Consider the following 18,361-nt stretch of genomic DNA (forward strand, 5'->3'; position numbering starts at 1 on the left):
CACCGCTTTGTGAAGCAAGCAGAAATTCATGCCGAAAGGGAAATTAATGACCCGGGCCTGGTCATAACTAAAAGCGATGAAAAGATAAATTAAAGGTTCCGCTCGGGTTTACCGTTATAGTCATTATCAAGGAACAACAGGAAGATGTGTCTATGAACCGTTATGTACTCACCGCGCTATGCTTGATCTTTACCGCAGGCGCGCAGGCTGACCGCATTCGCCCGGATGTGGAAGTGAACGTGCCGCCGGAGGTTTTTAGCTCCAGCGGCCAGAACCAAACGGTGCAGCCCTGCAATCAGTGCTGCATCTATCAGAACCAGAACTACTCGGAAGGGGCCGTTGTGAAAGCGGACGGCATTCTGCTGCAGTGCCAGCGCGACGAGCGCGCCATCAGCACGAACCCGCTGGTCTGGCGTCGCGTAAAACCATAAAGGCTTCGAGCAGCGGAATATCCGCGGGGGCTAAGGCGTAGCCGAGCGCGTCGTCAGGCGTACACCACACCAGCGCGCTGTGGTAGTGCGCCGTGAGCTCGCCGCTAAAAGCGGGCACGTGCCAGGCATGCAGGTTGATTATCCGCTGCGAGACTTCCCGCTGGTGGCTTGCCACGTACCGCCCCGGCTGCGCCCTAATGCCGAGTTCTTCCCACAGTTCGCGAACAAGCGCCTCGGGCTGCGTCTCCCCGGCTTCCACTTTTCCGCCTGCGAATTCCCACATTCCGGGTTGGTCAGCGTGGGCAGGGCGCTGCGCCAGTAAAATTTTGTCGTCTTTTTCGATGATGGCCGCAACGACATCGATTGTTTTTAGCATGGGCGTCAATACTTGATAACGTAAAACACCATATTATCGTGCCCTTTGTCAGAGTCCAGCCATCAGGAGAATCCGGTGAAAGAGACGTCCACCTGGGTCGAGCCCATTCCAGCCCTTCCGGCGAGTTTAAAACCGATTGCCGCCATGCAGAAAAAACACTTTGGCGCCGTGCTTAACCCCACGCGCTGGTGGGGGCGCATGCCCCGTCTTTTCTGGCTGGTGGCGCTGTTTGTCGGGTTTCTGGAGCGTCGCCGCGCGCGCCTGACGCCCGTGCTGCGTTCACTCCTCATGACGCGAGTGTCGCAACTCTGTCACTGCGCGTTTTGTATTGATGCCAACAGCCTGCGGCTGGCCGAGCGCTGCGGTGCGCTGGATAAAGTTCAGGCCGTGGGGAACTGGCATGATTCGGCCTTATTCACTGAGCAAGAGCGCGCGGCGCTGGCCTACGCCGAGGCGGTGACCGCCACGCCGCCCCGGGCGGATGAGGCAATCAGAACGGCGCTGAAACGCCACTTCACGGATGATGCCATCACCGAGATGACGGCGCTCATTGCGTTTCAGAATCTCTCGGCCCGCTTTAACGCCGCCCTGGACATTCCCGCTCAGGGCCTGTGCGCCACGTTTAAAGAGACTCCCCATGCTTGATCGCCACCTGCACCCGCGGATAAAACCGGCACTTAATCGTCTGGTGTCCGTGCTGGATAGGCCGGGCATTACGCCCGACGGATTAACCCTGACCGGGTTTGCCGTCGGCGTGCTGGCGCTGCCGTTTCTGGCCCTCGGCTGGTACCCGGCCGCGCTTGTCGCCATCGTGCTTAACCGCTTGCTGGATGGTCTGGACGGCGCGCTGGCGCGCCGGAGAGGGCTGACGGATGCGGGGGGATTTCTCGATATCGCGCTCGATTTCTTGTTCTACGCCCTGGTGCCGTTTGGCTTTGCGCTGGCTGCACCGGCTGAGAATGCGCTGCCTGCCGCCTGGCTGCTTTTTGCGTTTATCGGCACCGGCAGCAGCTTTCTGGCATTTGCGGCGCTGGCCGCGAAGCACGACATCGACAACCCCGGCTATGCGCACAAGTCGTTTTATTACATCGGTGGGTTAACGGAAGGGACGGAGACCATCGCGCTGTTTGTGCTGAGCTGCCTGTTTCCGGCGCACTTTGCGCTGTTTGCGTGGGTATTTGGCGCGCTGTGCTGGATGACCACCACAACGCGCATCTGGAGCGGCTATGTGACGCTGAAGTCACGTCGCGCTTAGAGGGCGCTTTCGGGCCCGCGCTCGCCGGTGGAGACCGGGTTCTGCGGGTGGCTGCTCCATTCGTACCAGCCGCCGTCATAAACGGCGACGTTCTTCCAGCCCATCGCCCGGGCGTACATAAAGGTTTCTGACGCCCGCCAGCCGGTGCCGCAGTAAAACGCGACGCGCTGCTCCGGCAGAATATTCCAGCGCTTCCACATGGCGGCAATATCGTCAGCGCTGCGCATGGTGCCATCCGGGTTATGGAAGTCCTCCATGTGGGTGGCATCGCTGCCCGCGTGGCCCCAGCGGGCACCGGCAATTTCACCTTTTGGCTTGATGTAGCTGTAGCCGCTGGTTTCGCCGATGAACTCCGGCCACGAGCGAATGCTGACCAGGGAGGCATCCTGGCGGTGCAGCATCCCGCGCGCCTGTTCCATATCGACCATCAGCTGCGGCTGGCCGGGGATCGGCGCGCCAAAATCAGGGGCTGGCGTGACTTTCGCGGGCGTACCGCGCTCAACCGGCAGTCCGGCATCCGACCACGCCTTCCAGCCGCCATCGAGAATGCGCACATCCTTCACGCCCGCATACAGCATAATCTGCGCCACGCGCGCGGCGGCGTAAACGTCACGGCCATACAGCACGACGGTGGTGTCGTGGCGGATCCCGTGCTTCGCCAGCATCGCTTTCAGCTTATCGTCGGCGACTTTATTCCACAGCGGCTCGCTTTCCACCTCGTTGGTGTCGATGTAGCCCGCGCCGGGTATATGACTCAGCAGATAAAACTTCGGTGCGCCCCAGGCGGCCTCAATCACTTTCCAGTCGCCCGCCGGCGCGGCGGTTATGGGTTTACCCTGCTGGAGCCGATGGATCCACTGCGGGTAGACGAGCTGTTCAAAATGAGGCAGGCGCTGAAGGCGGTCGGGCGTCTGCAGGGCATCGCTCAGAAGCGAAACAGAATGGAATCCGGCTTTCTCCAGACGGGCTTTCACCGCCTGGTTATCGCGCTCGTCGCCGTACAGCGCGATGGCCGTCGCAGGTGTGAGCTGGTGCTGTTTGGCCCAGAGCGCAATCTGCTCGTCGCTCATCGCGTCCAGCCAGGCGGCTGCCAGGTTGAGTGCGGCAGGTTCATGCCCGGAGGGGCCGCTGAGCGTTTGCGGCCAGCCGTTATAGAACGCGCTGGCGCGGGTGTCGACGGGCGTGCCGTGCCGTGTCTGAAGCTGAGACAGCGTCATCGCGTTGGGCATATCAGCCGCCTGAGAGGAAAAAGAAGCGAGGCCGCAGAGCAGGGCCAGCGCGGTCAGTTGAGAAACACGTTTCATCGAATAACCTGACGTCAATTAAAGAGGGGGGCATTGTCGTCTCTCCCGAAACGGAAAACATTGCGTTAGCACATTATTGCCAGCGAGAAATCTCAATCAGCTCGCCGCCGGGCGGAATATCGTCTTCATCGTGCGTGACCAGCACCACCGGGATATTGCGCGCGCGGACGGCGTCAAATACCCATGTCCGAAATGACGCCCGCAACGTTTTATCGAGGCGGCTGAACGGTTCATCCAGCAGCAGCGCCTGCGGCTCAGCGAGCAGGGCACGCAGCAGGCTGACCCGGGCGCGTTCCCCGCCGGAAAGGGTAGCCGGATCGCTGGCGTAACGGTCGCCAAGCCCGGCGGAATCCAGCGCCTGCTCGACCGCTTCCCGACGCGCGCGACCGACGATCCGCTCAGGCAACGCCAGCAGCAAATTTTGCCCGACGCTGAAAGGGTCAAAGAGCAGCGCGTCCTGAAAGAGAATGCCCAGCCCGCGAGACTCCACGGGAAGACTGTCGCAGCGGCGCGCGTCGAGCCACAGTTCGCCCCGAGCCTGAAAATCGTCCGACAGCGCGCCGACCATCCAGGCAAAAAGGGTTGATTTCCCGCTGCCGGAGGGGCCCATCAGGGTGACAATCTCCCCGCGAGGAACGCAAAAATTGACCTCGCGGAAAAGCGGTTCGATGGTGAGATGGTTTACCTTCAGCATTAACGTAATCCTTGTCGGTAGCGGCCCGCGAGCCGGGATAGCAGTGCGGCAAGGCCAAACACCGCGCCCGTGACCAGCAGTAACCCCAGCGCCCGGTTCGCCAGAACCGGGATGCTGCCCCCGCTGCTGAGCGCGACGGTCTCGGTGGTCAGCGTGGCGAAACGCCCCGCGCCCAGCCACAGCGTCGGCATGTATTGCGCCATGCTGACGGAAAAACCGGTGGCAAAGGCCAGCAGCGCAGGGCGCAGCAGCAGCGGGCATTTCAGCAGGCAGAAGATTTTTGCCCGCCGCCAGCCGAGCGTTCTGGCGGTAAGGATAAGCCGGGGATCGATCCGGCGCCAGGCGGGCTGCAGCACCAGCAGCATCCACGGTAGCACCCACAGGAGATGGCTCCAGAGCACGGCGGCGTAGTGCCCGTCGAGTCCCAGACGCAACGCCATCGCGTACTGGCCGGTGACGAGCGGCAGTGCCGGAAGGGCGAGCGGCAGCCACACCCACGCCGCGCCGCGCTGCGGCCCCCACTCCAGCCAGAGAACGCAGACGACCAGGGCGATCAGGCTTGAAAGCAGGCCGAAGGAAAGGCTGGTCCCCACGGGGCCCACGTCGTCCCGCTGCGCCAGCATGAACAGCACCGCGGCGCACGCTGCGCCGCACGCGGGCAGAAAGCCGCTGAGTGCACGTTCAGGCAGAACGCGCTGAGACCTGCGGCGCGTCCCGCTGAGGTCCGGAACCGTTCGGCGCCATGCCTTCCACAGGCCGTACCCCAGGGCGGCCAGCGCGGCGAGCAGCAAAAGGATAAGCAGGCACAGCAGCGTCCCTTTTGCCTGCTGCTGCGCGTCGCCCTGGCTCAGCCACTGCCAGGCCAGCACGGCCAGGGTAGGCGGGTTTCCGGGGCCGAGAACGATCGCCACATCCACGACCGACAGCGACCAGGCCAGTACCGCCAGCATCACCGCCCCGAGGACAGGGGCGATCGCAGGAAGGAGCAGCCAGTTAAGTATCTGAAACCGTCCGTAACCGAAGGTCTGCAGGACGATCTTTTGCTGTGCGAGCCTTTTTTCCGGCAGCACGGCGTAAATCGCCCACAGCACAAACGCGCTCTCTTTGACGGCAAGCGTTACGCCCAGCCCTACGCCGTAGCGGTCAAACGGAGCCGTACAGACGGTACAAATCTGATAAAACAGACCGCCCTCGGCAAACAGCAGTAACGCGCTGGTGGCGAACGCCACGTGGGGGATTGCCAGCAGCCACGGCAGGCGCGTGGTGAGGCGTCGCCAGCGCTTGCCGGGCCAGAAAAGGCTGACGAGAAGAAGGGCAATCAGCAAGGCACCCAGCGTGGCGATGAGCGTGGATACCAGCGTGGCGACGGTTGCCTGAGGCAACTGCGGGTCGTTGATCAGCAGTTGCCAGTTTGTCACGGAAAACGCGGGTGCCAGCAGCATGGCGCCGGCGGGCAGGATTGGCAGATAGATAACCGCCATCGCCAGCCAGACAAGCCCGCTTAGCGGGTGCCGTAACGACGCAGCCATTCCTGCTCCAGCGCGTTTACCCAGGCGGACTGCGGCTCTGCAAGCATCTTCGGCAGGCCCTGTGGCGTGTGGGCCATCAGCTGTTTTGCTTCATCTTCGGGCAATGTGCTGGCATCCAGCACGCTCGGGTCTCCCCAGACGGCCGGGTCGGCTTTGCGGATCTGCGCCTGCGGTGAAAGCAGGAAATTGGCGACCACCTTTGCGCCTGCGCTCGCGCTGGCATTCGCCGGAATCGCCACAAAATGGACGTTGCCAATCGTTCCGCCGTGGAAACCAAAGCTGTAGCTGTCGGCGGGCAGTTCGCCGCGGGCGACTTTTTGCTGCGCATGCGCCGGGTTAAAGGTCAGCGACAGGTTCAGACTGCCGCTGGTAAGCAGGGCATCCATACGCGCGGGTGATGGGGGAAAGTCTTTTCCCCCTCGCCACAGCAGCGGGTGGAGTTTGTCCAGGTAATCCCAGAGCGGTGCCGTCACTTCGGCAAAGGTGTTATCGGGTGCCTTTTGCAGCGCCTGCGGGTGCGTAGTGAGCGTCAGAAGCAGCTGCTCGAGAAATGCCGTGCCGGTAAAATCGGGTGGGCGAGGATAGCTGACCTTGCCCGGGTGCTGCCGAGCGTAAGCCAGCAGCGCCTGAGCATCCGCCGGCGGGGTCGGCATGCTGGCTTTGCGGGCGATAAAGGTCAGCTGCGCGCCGCCCCACGGCGATTCCGCCCCGTCGGTGGGAATAGCAAAATCTTCCGTTACGGGTTTACGGGTATCGACATAGCGCCAGTTGGGCAGCGTCTGTGCCCATCCGGCCTGCAGCAGGTTAGCCTCTTTTAACGTGCGGAAGTTTTCCCCGTTGACCCACAGCAGGTTGACTGAGCCGTGGGTCTTACGCCCTGCGGCGGCCTCCGTCTGGATCCGTTTTACCGCATCGGCAGCGTCCGCCAGCGGGACGATTTTGAGGGTAATGGCATAGTGGGTTTGCATCTCACCGCTGACCCACTCCAGGTAGCGGTTGACCGCCGGATCGCCGCCCCAGGCGTTAAACCAGACGGTCTGGCCTTTGGCCTGCTGTTGGATAGCCTGCCAGCCGTCGGCGGCACAGAGGGGGGCTGCCAGCAGCAGACCGGTCAGAAACGCGCAAAAACGCACACGGCGCATAATGCCTCACTTTTTTAACGAAGAGGGGTTACGGGAAAACAGCCGGCGAGTGACCAGCGGTAATAACCCCAGTAGTGTAAAGGCGAATATCATGCCCGGCGATAAAATATCGCGGAGCGAGGACACTTTTCCCAGCTCGCGCCCGGCGTTCAGAAAGATAACCGTGGCGGGCAGCATGGCGACCTGGCTGACCCACCAGTAGCGCCTCACCGTAATGCGGGTCAGCCCCATCAGCAAATTCACCAGGAAAAACGGAAACAGCGGCATCAGGCGCAGGGCAAAAAGATAGCCCGCACCGTCATGCGCCATGCCGGCGTTCACCGTTTTCATCTGCTGGGCGAACCGGCGCTGCACCCAGTCCCGCAGCAGATAACGGCTGGCCAGCATCGCAAGCGTGGCCCCGAGCGTCGAGGCAAACGAGACCAGCACGGTGCCTTCCCACAGGGTAAACAGTACGCCGCCCAGCAGGGTCAGGATCGCCGCGCCGGGTATCGACAGGGCGGAGACCAGCACATAGAGCGCAAAAAAGATCAGCGCGCTTTGTAATGGCGCGCGGTCGACGTGGGAGAGTAACGCCTGCTGGTGAGTTTTAATCCCTTCCAGAGAGAGGGTGCCTGGGGGAAGCAGGCTAAACGTCAGAATAAATGCGCCCACAAGGGCGCACAGGAAAAGGATTTTTCGACTGTTCACGCGTTATTACAGCTTGAATTTAGCCCACACCGGCGCGTGGTCAGACGGTTTTTCCATGCTGCGGATATCGTAGTCGATCCCGGTTTCAATGCAGCGCTCCGCCAGCGGCGAGCTGGCCAGCAGGAGATCGATACGCAGACCGCGGTTGTCGTCGAAGCCTTTTGAACGGTAGTCAAACCACGAGAAGCGGTCCTGCGTTTCCGGGTTGGCATTGCGGAAGGTATCCACCAGGCCCCAGCCCAGCAGGCGCTCCATCCACTCGCGCTCTTCCGGCAGGAAGGAGCATTTGCCGGTACGCAACCAGCGTTTGCGGTTCTCTTCGCCAATACCGATATCCAGATCCGTCGGGCTAATATTCATATCGCCCATGATCAGCACCGGATTCTCTTTTTTGAGCTCGGTTGTCAGGAAGTCCTGCAGGTCCTGATAAAACTTCGCCTTGGCCGGGAATTTGGTCTCATGGTCACGGCTCTCACCCTGCGGGAAATAGCCGTTAATGACCGTGATATTCCCCAGCGCGGAAGGCACTTCCGCCATGATGATGCGGCGCTGTGCCTCTTCACCGTCGCCGGGGAAGCCGCGACGCACGGAAACCGGCGGCGCTTTGGTGAGCAGCGCGACGCCATAGTGTCCTTTCTGACCGTGATAAAAGACGTTGTAACCGAGTTTCGCCACCTCTTCGAGGGGGAACATATCGTCGTGAACCTTGGTCTCCTGCAGGCCGATCACATCTGGCTGATGTTGCTCAACGATAGCTTCAAGCTGATGAGGGCGGGCACGCAGGCCGTTGATATTAAAAGAGACAAATTTCATAGTCGCTGCCAGTGCAAGGTGAATAGTGCAAGGATGGTAGCAGAATTTGCGTCAACTGTTACGGGGATCGACCAATAACTGCGACAGATAATGCCGGTGGTGCAATATTTGCACCATTCTGACGCGCTTCGCCCCCAAACAGGGCGTAAATGACCGATAAATTTCGCGAGCGATCACAATTCCAGAATTATATTTGGCCTGTGCATACTCTTTCTGATTTTCATGCGGCAAAGCGCCGCTTGTCGTAAAAATATTCACTTTTTATGCAATAACAGTGAATAACTCCATGTTGTAACTCATTGATATTCTGTTGCCCCAACCCGTTTATGCATTTTTATCGCTGGCTGGCACGAAGGCTGCAATCTACATTCACAGTGCAAACACTCAATTATTTAACATTCAAATAACTTTTTATTTACCGGATGAGGTCGCTATGTCTCTGTCAATTACGCGTGAAAATTTCGATGAATGGATGATGCCGGTTTACGCTCCGGCGGCTTTTATTCCGGTTCGTGGGGAAGGCTCGCGCCTGTGGGATCAGCAGGGTAAAGAGTATATCGACTTTGCAGGTGGGATTGCGGTGAACGCGCTGGGTCATGCGCACCCGGCGCTGCGTCAGGCACTGAACGACCAGGCGGCGAAGTTCTGGCATACCGGCAACGGCTTTACCAACGAACCCGCGCTGCGCCTGGCGAAAAAGCTGATCGACGCGACGTTTGCCGAAAAAGTCTTCTTCTGTAACTCGGGGGCGGAAGCCAACGAAGCGGCGCTGAAGCTGGCGCGCAAATATGCGCACGACAAGTTTGGCACGCACAAGAGCGGGATTGTGGCGTTTAAAAATGCGTTTCACGGACGCACGCTGTTTACCGTGAGCGCAGGCGGCCAGCCTTCCTACTCGCAGGATTTCGCACCGCTGCCGCCGGATATTCGTCACGGCGTCTATAACGATCTGCAGTCCGCCGGCGAGCTGATTAACGACACCACCTGCGCGGTAATCGTTGAGCCGATGCAGGGTGAGGGCGGTGTCATTCCGGCGCAAAAAGCGTTCCTGCAGGGGCTGCGCGAGCTGTGCGATCGCCACAATGCGGTGCTGATTTTCGATGAAGTGCAGACCGGCGTGGGCCGCACCGGCGAGCTGTATGCCTATATGCACTACGGCGTCACGCCGGACGTCCTGTCTACCGCCAAGGCGCTGGGCGGCGGCTTCCCGATTGGGGCGATGCTGACTACCGATAAATTCGCCAGCGTGATGACCGTGGGCACCCATGGCACCACCTACGGCGGCAACCCGCTGGCAACCGCCGTTGCCGGACAGGTTCTCGACATCATTAACACCCCTGAAGTGTTGAAGGGCGTTAAGCAGCGTCACGACTGGTTTGTTGAACGCCTGAATGCCATCAACGGCAAAACGGGAATGTTTAAAGAAATTCGCGGGCTGGGGCTGTTAATTGGCTGCGAGCTCACTCCTGAGTTTGCCGGGAAAGCTAAACTTATTTCTCAGGAAGCGGCAAAAATGGGTGTGATGGTACTGATTGCCGGTGCCAACGTGGTGCGTTTTGCTCCTGCGCTGATTGTCAGCGAGGAAGAGGTGCAAACCGGTCTGGATCGTTTTGCGCTGGCGTGTGAACAGGTGAAGTCCGGGGTGTCATCATGATGGTCATCCGTCCCGTTGAGCGCGGCGATATTGCCGGGCTCATGCAGCTTGCCGGTAAGACGGGAGGCGGGCTGACCTCGCTTCCTGCCGATGAAAAAACGCTGTCGGCGCGCATCGAGCGCGCCCTGCAAACCTGGCAGGGGATGTTGCCAAAAAGCGAACAGGGGTATGTGTTCGTGCTGGAAGACACCGATACGGGGACCGTGGCCGGGATCTGCGCCATCGAAGTGGCCGTCGGGCTTAACGACCCGTGGTACAACTACCGTGTCGGCACCATGGTTCACGCCTCGAAAGAGCTGAACGTCTATAACGCGCTGCCCACGCTGTTTCTCAGCAATGACCATACGGGCGCCAGCGAGCTCTGCACGCTGTTCCTCGACCCGGCGTGGCGCAAAGAGGGCAACGGCTATCTGCTCTCCAAATCGCGCTTTATGTTTATGGCCGCCTTCCGCGATCGCTTTAACGAAAAAGTGGTCGCTGAGATGCGCGGCGTGATCGACGATACAGGCTACTCGCCGTTCTGGGAGAGCCTGGGCGAGCGCTTCTTCTCGATGGAGTTCAGCCGCGCGGACTATCTCTGCGGCACCGGTCAGAAAGCGTTTATCGCGGAGCTGATGCCGAAGCATCCTATCTATACCCATTTCTTAACGCCGGAAGCACAGGCGGTGATCGGAGAAGTGCATCCGCAAACCGCGCCTGCCCGCGCGGTGCTGGAGAAAGAGGGCTTCCGCTACCGTAACTACGTCGACATCTTTGACGGTGGGCCAACGCTTGAATGCGATATCGACCGCGTACGCGCCATCCGTAAAAGCCGGCTGGTTGAGGTAGCTGAAGGTCAGCCCGCGCCGGGCGACTGGCCGGCATGCCTGGTGTCGAACGAAAATTACGCCAACTTCCGCGCCATGCTGGTGCGTACCAACCCGAAATGTGAACGTCTGGTGCTGACGGCTGCAGAACTGGATGCCCTGAAATGTAACGCCGGCGACACGGTTCGCCTGGTGCGTCTCTGCCCTGAGGAGAAAACGGCATGACATTATGGATTAACGGTGACTGGGTCACGGGCGAAGGCGAGCAGCGCGTAAAGACCAATCCGGTAGGAAAAGAGGTGCTCTGGAAAGGGCATGACGCCAGCGCCGCGCAGGTTGAACAGGCCTGCCATGCCGCTCGCCGCGCGTTTCCGGCGTGGGCAAAACAGCCCTTCGCCGTGCGCCAGGCGATGGTTGAAAAATTTGCCGGGCTACTGGAAGCGAACAAAGCCGAACTGACGCGCATCATCGCGTCAGAAACCAGCAAGCCGCGCTGGGAAGCGGCAACGGAAGTGACGGCGATGATCAATAAAATCGCCATTTCGGTGAAGGCGTACCACACCCGCACCGGCGAACAGCACACCGACATGCCGGACGGTGCGGCCACGCTGCGCCACCGTCCGCACGGCGTGCTAGCGGTGTTTGGTCCGTACAACTTCCCGGGGCATCTGCCGAATGGCCACATTGTGCCCGCGCTGCTGGCGGGCAATACCGTTATCTTCAAACCGAGTGAGCTAACGCCGCTTACCGGCGAGGCGGTGGTGAAGCTGTGGGAACAGGCTGGCCTGCCGCCGGGCGTGCTGAATCTGGTGCAGGGCGGGCGCGAAACCGGTCAGTCGCTGAGCGCGCTGAGCGATATCGACGGCCTGCTGTTTACCGGCAGCGCCGGTACGGGCTATCAGCTGCACCGCCAGCTGGCAGGGCAGCCTGAGAAAATCCTGGCGCTGGAGATGGGCGGCAACAACCCGCTGATAGTGGAAGACCCTGACGATATCGACGCCGCGGTGCACCTGACGATTCAGTCCGCCTTTATTACCGCCGGACAGCGCTGCACCTGTGCCCGCCGTCTGCTGGTGAAAAGAGGCGCGCAGGGGGATGCTTTCCTGAAACGCCTGGTCGAGGTGAGCGCGCGTCTGGTGCCAGCCGCGTGGGACGCCGACCCGCAGCCGTTTATCGGTGGGCTGATTTCCGAGCAGGCCGCGCTGAACGTGCTGAAGGCCTGGCAGGACCACGTCGCGCGCGGGGCGAAAACCTTGCTCGAGCCGAAGCAGGCTCAGCCGGGCACCTCGTTGCTGACGCCGGGCATCGTTGAGATAAGCGGGGCGAGCAAGGTGCCGGATGAAGAGGTCTTTGGCCCGCTGCTGTGCGTCTGGCGCTACGACGATTTTGATGCGGCGATTGCGATGGCCAATAACACCCGCTACGGTCTGTCGAGCGGGCTGATTTCACCGCATCGCGAGAAGTTTGAACAGCTGCTGCTGGAAGCGCGCGCCGGGATTGTGAACTGGAACAAGCCGCTTACCGGTGCGGCGAGCACCGCGCCGTTCGGCGGCGTGGGCGCGTCGGGCAACCATCGCGCCAGCGCGTGGTATGCCGCGGATTACTGCGCATGGCCAATGGCGAGCCTGGAAACCCCGGCGCTGACGCTGCCGGAAACGCTCAACCCGGGTCTGGACTTTACCGGAGGGGATCGTCATGAAAGCGCGTGAAGTCAATTTTGACGGGCTGGTGGGGCTGACGCACCACTATGCCGGTCTCTCCTTTGGTAATGAAGCCTCGACGAAGCACCGCTTTCAGGTCTCCAACCCGAAGCTGGCGGCGAAGCAGGGGCTGCTGAAAATGAAGGCGCTGGCGGATGCCGGTTTCCCGCAGGCGGTGATACCGCCGCAGGAACGCCCGAACGTGGCGGTGTTACGCCAGCTCGGCTTCACCGGCAGCGATGAGCAGGTGGTCGAAAAAGCGGGTACGCAGACGCCGCACCTGCTCTCTGCGGCAAGCTCCGCCTCCTCGATGTGGGTCGCAAACGCCGCGACCGTCGCACCGTCAGCCGATACGCTGGATGGCAAAGTCCATCTGACGGTGGCGAACCTGAACAATAAATTCCACCGCGCCACCGAAGCGGAAACCACCGAGCGCGTACTGCGCGCCATTTTCAAGCATGACGCCCACTTTGAGGTGCATCAGGCTCTGCCGCAGGTGGCGATGTTTGGCGACGAAGGCGCGGCCAACCATAACCGTCTGGGTGGCGATTACGGCGATCCCGGGGTGCAGTTGTTTATCTACGGACGCGAGGAGGGCGGTCATTCCGCTCCTGTTCGCTATCCCGCCCGCCAGACGCTGGCGGCCAGCCAGGCGGTCGCCCGCCTGAATCAGGTCAATCCTTCACAGGTGATTTTTGCCCAGCAGAACCCGCAGGTGATCGACCAGGGCGTGTTCCATAACGACGTGATTGCCGTCTCTAACCGGCAGGTGCTGTTCTGCCACGAGCAGGCGTTTGCCCATCAGGATAAGCTGCTCGCCACGCTGCATGAACGCGTGCCCGGCTTTATGCCGATTCAGGTGCCAACGCGGGCGGTCAGCGTGCAGGATGCGGTCGAAACGTATCTGTTCAATAGCCAGCTGCTGAGCCGCGACGACGGCAGCATGATGCTGGTCCTGCCGCAGGAGTCGCAGGATCATAAAGGGGTGTGGCGATACCTGACGGAGCTGGTGAAAGCCGATAACCCGATTGACGAGTTGCGCGTGTTTGACCTGCGAGAAAGCATGGCCAACGGCGGCGGTCCGGCCTGTTTACGTCTGCGCGTGGTGTTAACCCAGGACGAAATGCAGGCGGTGAACCCGGCGGTCATGATGAACGATACGCTCTTTACGCGGCTGAATGACTGGGTCGAACGCTACTATCGCGACCGGCTTACGCAGGCCGACCTGGTCGACCCGCAGCTGCTGCGCGAAGGGCGCGAGGCGCTGGACGCGTTAACATCAATCCTGCAGCTGGGATCGGTTTATCCGTTCCAGCGCTAAGGAGTGGGTATGGAAAATTTACTGGCGCTGACCCTGGCCGACGAAACGCCGGAGCAGCGCGAGGGGAAGGGCCCCTCATTTCGCTGGCGCTGGCTGGGGCGCGGGGTGCTTGAGCTGACGCCGGACGCAAAAAGCGCGCTGTCGCTGCTGCTTTCAACGGGCATTCACGGGAACGAAACGGCGCCCGTTGAGATTGTTGACCTGCTGCTGCGCGCGCTGTATCGGGGTGAGATCGCGCTCAAGTGCCGCGTGCTGGTGGTGCTCGGTAATCCGCCTGCGCTGGCGCAAAACAAGCGGTATCTGGTGAGCGACATTAACCGCATGTTCGGCGGGCGCTGGTCGCAGTTTCCGCAGAGTGACGAAACGGCGCGGGCACAGTGGCTGGAGAACGTTGTGACCGCGTTTTTTGCCGAGGCGGGGCCCGCGCGCTGGCATCTCGATCTGCATACGGCGATCCGCGCCTCTTACCACGTCCGCTTTGGCGTCCTGCCGCAGCGCAATCAGCCGTGGGATGAAGCGTTCCTGAGCTGGCTGGGTGACGCCGGGCTGGAGGCGCTGGTATTTCATCAGTCGCCGGGCGGGACGTTTACCCACTTTACCTGTGAAAATTTCGGCGCGCTGGCCTGCACGCTGGAGCTGGGAAAAGCGCTGCCGTTCGGCCAGAACGATCTGTCCCGCTTTGCGCCAACGCACCTTGCCCTTCGGGCGCTGCTGGGCGGGACGGCGCCCGAGCACGCGCATCAGCCCGTTGAGCGGTATCGGGTCGTACAGCAGATCACGCGCCGCAGCGACGCCTTCCTGCTTCATATGGCCGCGCACACCCTGAACTTCACGCCGTTCCGCAAAGGGGTGCTGCTGGCGGAAGATGGCGAAGAGCGTTACGAGGTTCACAAAACAACCGAGTATGTATTATTCCCTAACCCCACCGTGGCGTTTGGCCTGCGGGCAGGATTGATGCTGGAAAAAATATCCTGAACGTTTCCCCTCTCGTCATCCGGGAGGGGAAATACAACCTCTTTTCTTAACGATTAAAGCGCTCACCCTTCTTTTGCGGAATATTCCTGGTGAATTGCTTTATTATTAATCTTCACTTCGCTATACTTCTGCTAAATTTCTTTAAAATCATCGCATTGAATATTTTTTGTTGCAACTCTCCACGCTTTATCCTTATTTCCTCCACATTTGGCGAAAATTTGTTTTTTACACTTTCATTGTTTTACCGTTGCTCTGACTAATTGACGATAAACCCCGTAAAGTTAATCTCGTCAACACGGCACAGCGCCGAAGAATAACTGAAAGAAAGGAAATAAATTATGCGTAAGTTTACTGCACTGTTTGTTGCTTCTACCCTGGCTCTGGGCGCTACCAGCATGGCGTTCGCCGCAGATACCGCGACCACCACTGCCGCGCCTGCTGAAGGCAAAATGATGATGCATCATAAAGGCAAGCCGGGTATGCACAACGAGATGATGATGTTTAAGGATCTCAACCTGACGGATGCGCAGAAGCAGCAGATCCGCGACATCAGGAAAGGCGAGCGCGACGAGATGAAACGTCCTCCGCTTGAAGAACGTCGTGCGATGCATGACATCATCGCCAGCGACAGCTTCGATAAGGCAAAAGCCGAAGCGCAGATCGACAAAATGGCCGAGCAGCACAAAGCCCGCATGCTGGCCCACATGGAAACCCAGAACAAGATCTACAACATTCTGACCCCGGAACAGAAAAAACAATTTAATGCGAATTTTGAGAAGCGTCTGACAGAACGTCCGGCGATGGAAGGTAAAATGCCAGCACCAACCGAATAATCGGTTCACTCTCTTAAGACCGCCGGGATCCTGTCCACAAAAGCGCAACCGCTGTGGACAGGACCGGCGGTTTTTCTTTCCAGCCCTCTTGTCTGCCGCCGCCAGCGCGGTATTCTCCTGTAGTCGCGTCAGAGAATGTTTGTAGAGTCATGGTGTTAGAATTTTTATTAACGTTCTGCTAAGGCCTGTCCGCTCTGCTGCCGATACTGTGTCTGTAAATACCCAACGATAACAAACAAGACAGCAACGATAGCGATATCCTTGCCCTGGCACGGGTTGTGCCATTCAGGAGTGGTGATGGAGTTCTTTGATATCCGTAAGATGCCGGTCAGCCTCTGGCGCAATGGTGCTGGCGAAACGCGCGAGATTTGTTGTTTCCCTCCCGCAACTCGCGATTTTCACTGGCGTGCCAGTATCGCGACTATCGCCAGCAACGGCGAATTCTCCTCTTTTCCCGGCGTCGATCGGGTGATTACCTTGCTGGAAGGAGGGGAGGTGACGCTCGATGCCGGTCAGGCGTTCTTTCATACCCTCAAGCACCATCAGCCCTACAGCTTTGCCGGCGACCTGCCGGTAAAGGCGCTGCTTTCGGATGGAAAGATGGCGATGGACTTCAACATCATGACCCGTCGCGACTGCTGTCAGGCGAAGGTGCGCGTTGCCGACCGTACCTTTACCACCTTTGGCTCACGCGGGGGCGTGGTTTTCGTGTTAAGCGGTGCGTGGCAGCTGGGCGATAAATTGCTGACAGCCGATCAGGGCGCCAGCTGGGAGGAGGGGAGCCATACTTTGCGTCTGCTGGAGCCCCAGGGCACCCTGTTGTTCAGCGAAATCACATGGCTGCCGGGCCATTGAGCTCAATGACCTCAAACTTACCGGCTAAAACAGGTTTACAGAGAATTTTGTAGCCATCGTGGTCAAATCCGGCGGGCGTGCGCAACAGGGTTGCCGCGTCGTTGATATCGTCGACGGCGCCCAGCCAGAACCAGTTGTTGACGATGTGGTACTGGGTCATCGCTTCACCCACTTCTTTTAGCGCAACGGCGCCTTCCCAGGGCCAGCAGTTAACGCTGATGGTCGCCAGACCTGCGAGGAGCCGGGCGTGATGCGCCTCGACGCTCTCTTTCCCGCAGCAGGCGCCAGCACAGCGCTTCAGCGCGGAGCGGAAACAGGCGCGCCCGCGGGTGGTCGCCTCCAGGCCTAAAAGGCTGTAGCAAAGCTGTAGATCGTCCGCCAGAGTTTGCAGCGCCTGAAGTGCCGCGCGTTTATTCGCGAACAGCCCATAGAGATTTGGGGCATGCGAAAAATCGACCTCGCGCGCGTAGACAACCTGCGGTTTGCCGGCGGTTATCTGCAGGGAGCAGAGCTGACGATTGCGACGCAGGCGCTTGTTGAACAGCGGTTGTTGTTCTTTGATCAAACGCGCTTCCAGTAATAGCGCGCCCATTTCTCCCGCCGTCTGGAACCAGGTGATGCGTCGCGACTGGCGCAGCATGGCGGCCTCGTCCGGCGTACGCAGATGAGATAACACCCGGCTGCGAATATTGACGCTTTTGCCAATATAGAGCGGCAGAGTGTCGCTTTCGCCGTGAAAGATGTACACGCCCGGCTGTTTAGGTAAGGCCTCAAGCCAGGGGCGAAGGTGCTCGGGATATTCGTAGATAGCCGCCGCTTCAAACTCAAGACGCGGGGCGGATTGACGCCTGCTCACATACTGCTCCATATACTGTTCAGGTATACAGTGTAGCAGGTGTGTGGTGGTTAAAAAAGAGCCGGGTGGCGCTGCGCTTACCCGACCTACAACAGCGCGAAACCGTAGGCCCAGCAAGCGAAGCGCCGCTGGGCAAAAATGTTGGCTATTTCTTCCAGAAATCGTCAAACACCGTAATCGGCGTATGACGCTTGTGCTCGGTTTTCAGATACCAGCCTTCGATAATCTTCGCGGTACCGTCATCCAGCTTTTTGCCTTCCAGATAATCATCAATGTTGTCATAGGTGACGCCAAGGGCTGCTTCATCCGGCAGGGAGGGACGATCGTCCTCCAGATCCGCTGTCGGTGCTTTCTTATACAGGTGCTCAGGGCAGCCCAGCGCGGCAAGCAGCTGCTTGCCCTGACGCTTGTTGAGGCGGAAGATCGGGTTGATGTCGGTGCCGCCGTCGCCGTATTTGGTGAAGAAACCGGTGATCGCTTCCGCCGCATGATCGGTGCCGACGACGACGCCTTTGGTCATTCCGGCGATGCTGTACTGCGCTTTCATGCGCTCGCGGGCTTTTTCGTTGCCGCGAACAAAATCGCTCAGCTCAATGCCCGCTTCGCGCAGCGCCTGCTCGCTTGCCAGCACCGAACCTTTAATATTCACGGTAAGCACGCGGTCAGGCTGGATGAAGGCAATGGCGTCCTGGCAATCCTGCTCATCCGCCTGTACGCCATAAGGAAGACGTACCGCGATAAACTGCAGCGTCTCATCGCCCGTCTCGTCGCGCAGCTCTGAAATCGCCATCTGGCAGAGTTTACCGGTCAGGGTAGAGTCCTGACCCCCGCTGATGCCCAGCACCAGGGACTTCAGGAAAGCGTTCTTTTTTAAGTACGATTTTAAAAAATCCACGCTGCGGCGGATCTCTTCGTTTGCATCTACCGTGGGCTTCGCGCCCAGTGCCTGAATAATCTCTTGTTGCAGAGCCATCACGCCCTCCATATGCAGTACATAAACGGAATGTGTTAACTGTTAAAACTAACCCTTTGGGCGAGAAACGACAAGGATCACAGTTTCGAGTGCGCTAATTTGCGCCGTTTTAGCAGGTTATCGTTGTTTTATTAGAATTTTCCGAAATTCGTCT

19 protein-coding genes are annotated in these 18,361 nt (G+C 59.6%); 10 read left to right on the forward strand and 9 right to left on the reverse strand.

Going from position 1 to position 18,361, the window contains the following annotated elements:
- The first annotated feature begins 152 nt into the window (after positions 1 to 152).
- The gene (locus AC3WOK_RS02385) at positions 153 to 431 is read left to right on the forward strand and encodes a DUF1496 domain-containing protein (protein ID WP_059310985.1); all 279 of its coding nucleotides are present in this window, start codon (positions 153 to 155) and stop codon (positions 429 to 431) included.
- Here the strand turns inward: AC3WOK_RS02385 and AC3WOK_RS02390 are convergent.
- Positions 391 to 807, reverse strand: coding sequence for a pyrimidine (deoxy)nucleoside triphosphate diphosphatase (locus AC3WOK_RS02390; RefSeq protein ID WP_492353861.1), 417 nt, complete (start codon positions 805 to 807; stop codon positions 391 to 393). The genes AC3WOK_RS02385 and AC3WOK_RS02390 overlap by 41 nt on opposite strands.
- Positions 808 to 882: 75 nt before the next feature.
- Here AC3WOK_RS02390 and AC3WOK_RS02395 point away from each other — a divergent pair, with 75 nt between their 5' ends.
- A complete protein-coding gene (locus tag AC3WOK_RS02395; RefSeq protein WP_492353862.1) occupies positions 883 to 1,452 on the forward strand; it encodes a carboxymuconolactone decarboxylase family protein in 570 nt (189 codons plus the stop codon).
- On the forward strand, positions 1,445 to 2,062 hold the full coding sequence (locus tag AC3WOK_RS02400) for a CDP-alcohol phosphatidyltransferase family protein (RefSeq protein ID WP_492353863.1): 618 nt from the start codon (positions 1,445 to 1,447) through the stop codon (positions 2,060 to 2,062). Before AC3WOK_RS02395 ends, AC3WOK_RS02400 begins: the two co-directional genes overlap by 8 nt.
- Here AC3WOK_RS02400 and AC3WOK_RS02405 read toward each other — a convergent pair.
- The 6 genes from AC3WOK_RS02405 to xthA form a co-directional block, all read right to left on the reverse strand.
- Positions 2,059 to 3,366 (reverse strand): sulfurtransferase, encoded by a 1,308-nt coding sequence (locus tag AC3WOK_RS02405; RefSeq protein WP_492353864.1) that lies wholly within the window; start codon positions 3,364 to 3,366, stop codon positions 2,059 to 2,061. The two genes, AC3WOK_RS02400 and AC3WOK_RS02405, sit on opposite strands and share 4 nt — an antisense overlap.
- Before the next feature lie 73 nt (positions 3,367 to 3,439).
- The gene (locus AC3WOK_RS02410; protein ID WP_063955957.1) at positions 3,440 to 4,060 is read right to left on the reverse strand and encodes an ATP-binding cassette domain-containing protein; all 621 of its coding nucleotides are present in this window, start codon (positions 4,058 to 4,060) and stop codon (positions 3,440 to 3,442) included.
- Positions 4,060 to 5,589, reverse strand: a complete 1,530-nt coding sequence (locus tag AC3WOK_RS02415) for an ABC transporter permease family protein (RefSeq protein WP_492353865.1) — start codon at positions 5,587 to 5,589, stop codon at positions 4,060 to 4,062. Before AC3WOK_RS02415 ends, AC3WOK_RS02410 begins: the two co-directional genes overlap by 1 nt.
- Positions 5,562 to 6,722, reverse strand: a complete 1,161-nt coding sequence (locus tag AC3WOK_RS02420) for an ABC transporter substrate-binding protein (protein ID WP_492354228.1) — start codon at positions 6,720 to 6,722, stop codon at positions 5,562 to 5,564. The genes AC3WOK_RS02415 and AC3WOK_RS02420 overlap by 28 nt, the downstream gene beginning before the upstream one ends.
- 15 nt (positions 6,723 to 6,737) lie before the next feature.
- Positions 6,738 to 7,421: a TVP38/TMEM64 family protein gene (locus tag AC3WOK_RS02425; protein WP_492353866.1), complete on the reverse strand. Its 684-nt coding sequence runs from the start codon at positions 7,419 to 7,421 to the stop codon at positions 6,738 to 6,740.
- Positions 7,422 to 7,427: 6 nt separating this feature from the next.
- Positions 7,428 to 8,234 carry an exodeoxyribonuclease III gene (gene xthA / locus AC3WOK_RS02430; protein WP_032645347.1) on the reverse strand — a complete coding sequence of 269 codons (807 nt, stop codon included), beginning with the start codon at positions 8,232 to 8,234 and terminating at the stop codon, positions 7,428 to 7,430.
- Positions 8,235 to 8,667: 433 nt separating this feature from the next.
- Here xthA and astC point away from each other — a divergent pair, with 433 nt between their 5' ends.
- The 7 genes from astC (at position 8,668) to ves (ending at position 16,378) form a co-directional block, all read left to right on the forward strand.
- On the forward strand, positions 8,668 to 9,888 hold the full coding sequence (gene astC, locus AC3WOK_RS02435; protein WP_492353867.1) for a succinylornithine/acetylornithine transaminase: 1,221 nt from the start codon (positions 8,668 to 8,670) through the stop codon (positions 9,886 to 9,888).
- Entirely contained in the window at positions 9,885 to 10,919 is a 1,035-nt protein-coding gene (gene astA, locus AC3WOK_RS02440) for an arginine N-succinyltransferase (RefSeq protein ID WP_492353868.1), read from the forward strand. Before astC ends, astA begins: the two co-directional genes overlap by 4 nt.
- The gene (gene astD / locus AC3WOK_RS02445; RefSeq protein WP_492353869.1) at positions 10,916 to 12,403 is read left to right on the forward strand and encodes a succinylglutamate-semialdehyde dehydrogenase; all 1,488 of its coding nucleotides are present in this window, start codon (positions 10,916 to 10,918) and stop codon (positions 12,401 to 12,403) included. The genes astA and astD overlap by 4 nt, the downstream gene beginning before the upstream one ends.
- Positions 12,390 to 13,715: an N-succinylarginine dihydrolase gene (astB, locus tag AC3WOK_RS02450; RefSeq protein ID WP_492353870.1), complete on the forward strand. Its 1,326-nt coding sequence runs from the start codon at positions 12,390 to 12,392 to the stop codon at positions 13,713 to 13,715. Before astD ends, astB begins: the two co-directional genes overlap by 14 nt.
- Positions 13,716 to 13,724: 9 nt before the next feature.
- Entirely contained in the window at positions 13,725 to 14,690 is a 966-nt protein-coding gene (gene astE / locus AC3WOK_RS02455) for a succinylglutamate desuccinylase (protein ID WP_492353871.1), read from the forward strand.
- Positions 14,691 to 15,028: 338 nt separating this feature from the next.
- Entirely contained in the window at positions 15,029 to 15,523 is a 495-nt protein-coding gene (spy, locus tag AC3WOK_RS02460; protein WP_047348884.1) for an ATP-independent periplasmic protein-refolding chaperone Spy, read from the forward strand.
- A 297-nt stretch (positions 15,524 to 15,820) separates the two neighbouring features.
- Positions 15,821 to 16,378, forward strand: coding sequence for an environmental stress-induced protein Ves (gene ves / locus AC3WOK_RS02465; RefSeq protein WP_059310972.1), 558 nt, complete (start codon positions 15,821 to 15,823; stop codon positions 16,376 to 16,378).
- Here ves and cho read toward each other — a convergent pair.
- Both cho and nadE read right to left on the reverse strand, forming a co-directional pair.
- Positions 16,356 to 17,234, reverse strand: a complete 879-nt coding sequence (gene cho, locus AC3WOK_RS02470) for an excinuclease Cho (RefSeq protein WP_492353872.1) — start codon at positions 17,232 to 17,234, stop codon at positions 16,356 to 16,358. The two genes, ves and cho, sit on opposite strands and share 23 nt — an antisense overlap.
- A 145-nt stretch (positions 17,235 to 17,379) precedes the next feature.
- Positions 17,380 to 18,207, reverse strand: a complete 828-nt coding sequence (nadE, locus tag AC3WOK_RS02475) for an NAD(+) synthase (RefSeq protein ID WP_059310971.1) — start codon at positions 18,205 to 18,207, stop codon at positions 17,380 to 17,382.
- Between the last annotated feature and the right edge of the window lie 154 nt (positions 18,208 to 18,361).

Source organism: Enterobacter sp. FW301-JW81, assembly GCF_058788735.1.